The 1,353-nt window shown below is 50.3% G+C and carries 1 protein-coding gene; it reads left to right on the top strand.

Annotation, left to right across the window (positions count from 1 at the left end):
- Window positions 1-60 precede the first annotated feature (60 nt).
- The gene (locus IQ268_RS31965; RefSeq protein ID WP_193887510.1) at window positions 61-1,317 is read left to right on the top strand and encodes an IS256 family transposase; all 1,257 of its coding nucleotides are present in this window, start codon (window positions 61-63) and stop codon (window positions 1,315-1,317) included.
- Window positions 1,318-1,353 lie beyond the last annotated feature (36 nt).

The raw sequence follows: 1,353 nt of genomic DNA, 5'->3' as shown, positions 1-1,353 counted from the left end.
GAGACTGTTCTGAATTTTGTGTAAGCGGTCTAAAATCCCAGTAACTCAGGAGACCGCATCATGGTACGCAAGAAGAAAGAACCCAATCGCGTTGATGAAATGCTCGATGAACTGTTGGCAGACTGCCAAACCCCAGAGGATATTTTGGGTGAATCGGGGTTACTCAAACAATTGAGCAAACGCCTGATTGAACGCGCACTGGCAGGCGAATTGAACCACCATCTCAAGGGCGAACAGCAGACCGAGTTAGACGAACCGCCTTCACAGACCCCAGCTTGCGGCAACAGTCGCAATGGCTACTCGAAAAAGACCGTTCAGTCAGACCAAGGCGAGATGGACTTGGCGATCCCCCGCGACCGCAAAGGTGAGTTTGAGCCCATCCTGGTGCCCAAGCACCAACGTCGATTGGCAGGACTCGATGAGAAGATTCTGCTGCTGTACGCACGGGGTTTGAGCACGCGAGACATCAGTGCTCAGTTGGAAGAACTCTATGGGGTGAACATCTCAGCCTCCTTGATCAGCGAAGTGACCGATAGCGTCAGCGACGAGGTGAAGGCTTGGCAGGTGCGTCCTCTAGAGGAGGTGTACCCGATTCTTTACCTCGATGCCCTGTATGTCAATATCAAGGTTTCTGGGCGCGTCAGCAAACGAGCAGTCTACGTCGTCTTGGGCATTAACCGTGAGGGCAACAAGGAACTGTTGGGGTTGTGGATTGGCGAAGCCGAAACGGAAGGCGCTAAGTTCTGGTTGAAAGTGCTGACAGACCTTAAGAACCGAGGTTTGAAGGACATCTTGATTGCTTGTTGTGATGGGCTAGTCGGCTTTCCCCAGGCAATCGAGACCCTCTATCCCAAAACGCAGGTGCAACTGTGCATTGTGCATCTAATTCGTAACTGTCTGCGTTACGTTCCCTGGAAAGACGCTAAAGCAGTGGCGGCAGACCTCAAGCCGATCTATCAAGCCGCTACCCTGGAAGCAGCAGAAGCGGCATTGGATGCGTTTGCTGCCAAGTGGGATGCTCTCTACCCAGCAATTAGCCAGATTTGGATTCGACATTGGGAGAACATTATTCCCATCTTTGAGTATCCGATGGATATTCGTAAAGTCATCTACACCACCAATGCAATTGAATCGCTCAATCGCTCATTGCGTAAGGTGATTAAGACCAAGGCAGTGTTCCCCGATGAAGAGTCTGTTTTCAAGTTGATGTATTTGGCGATGAACAACATTGCCAAGCGGTGGAACCGACCGATTAAAGATTGGAAGGCAGCGTTGTCGCATTTTGCTATCCTATTTCCAGGACGCTTCAATTATTGACGATCTCAAGGCTTACACAAAAATCAAAACACTCTC

Origin of the sequence: Oculatella sp. LEGE 06141 (genome assembly GCF_015207605.1) — a bacterium.
Taxonomy (GTDB): domain Bacteria; phylum Cyanobacteriota; class Cyanobacteriia; order Elainellales; family Elainellaceae; genus Oculatella.
Note: the sequence above shows the minus strand (reverse complement) of the source record. Positions and strands in the feature narration are given on the sequence as shown.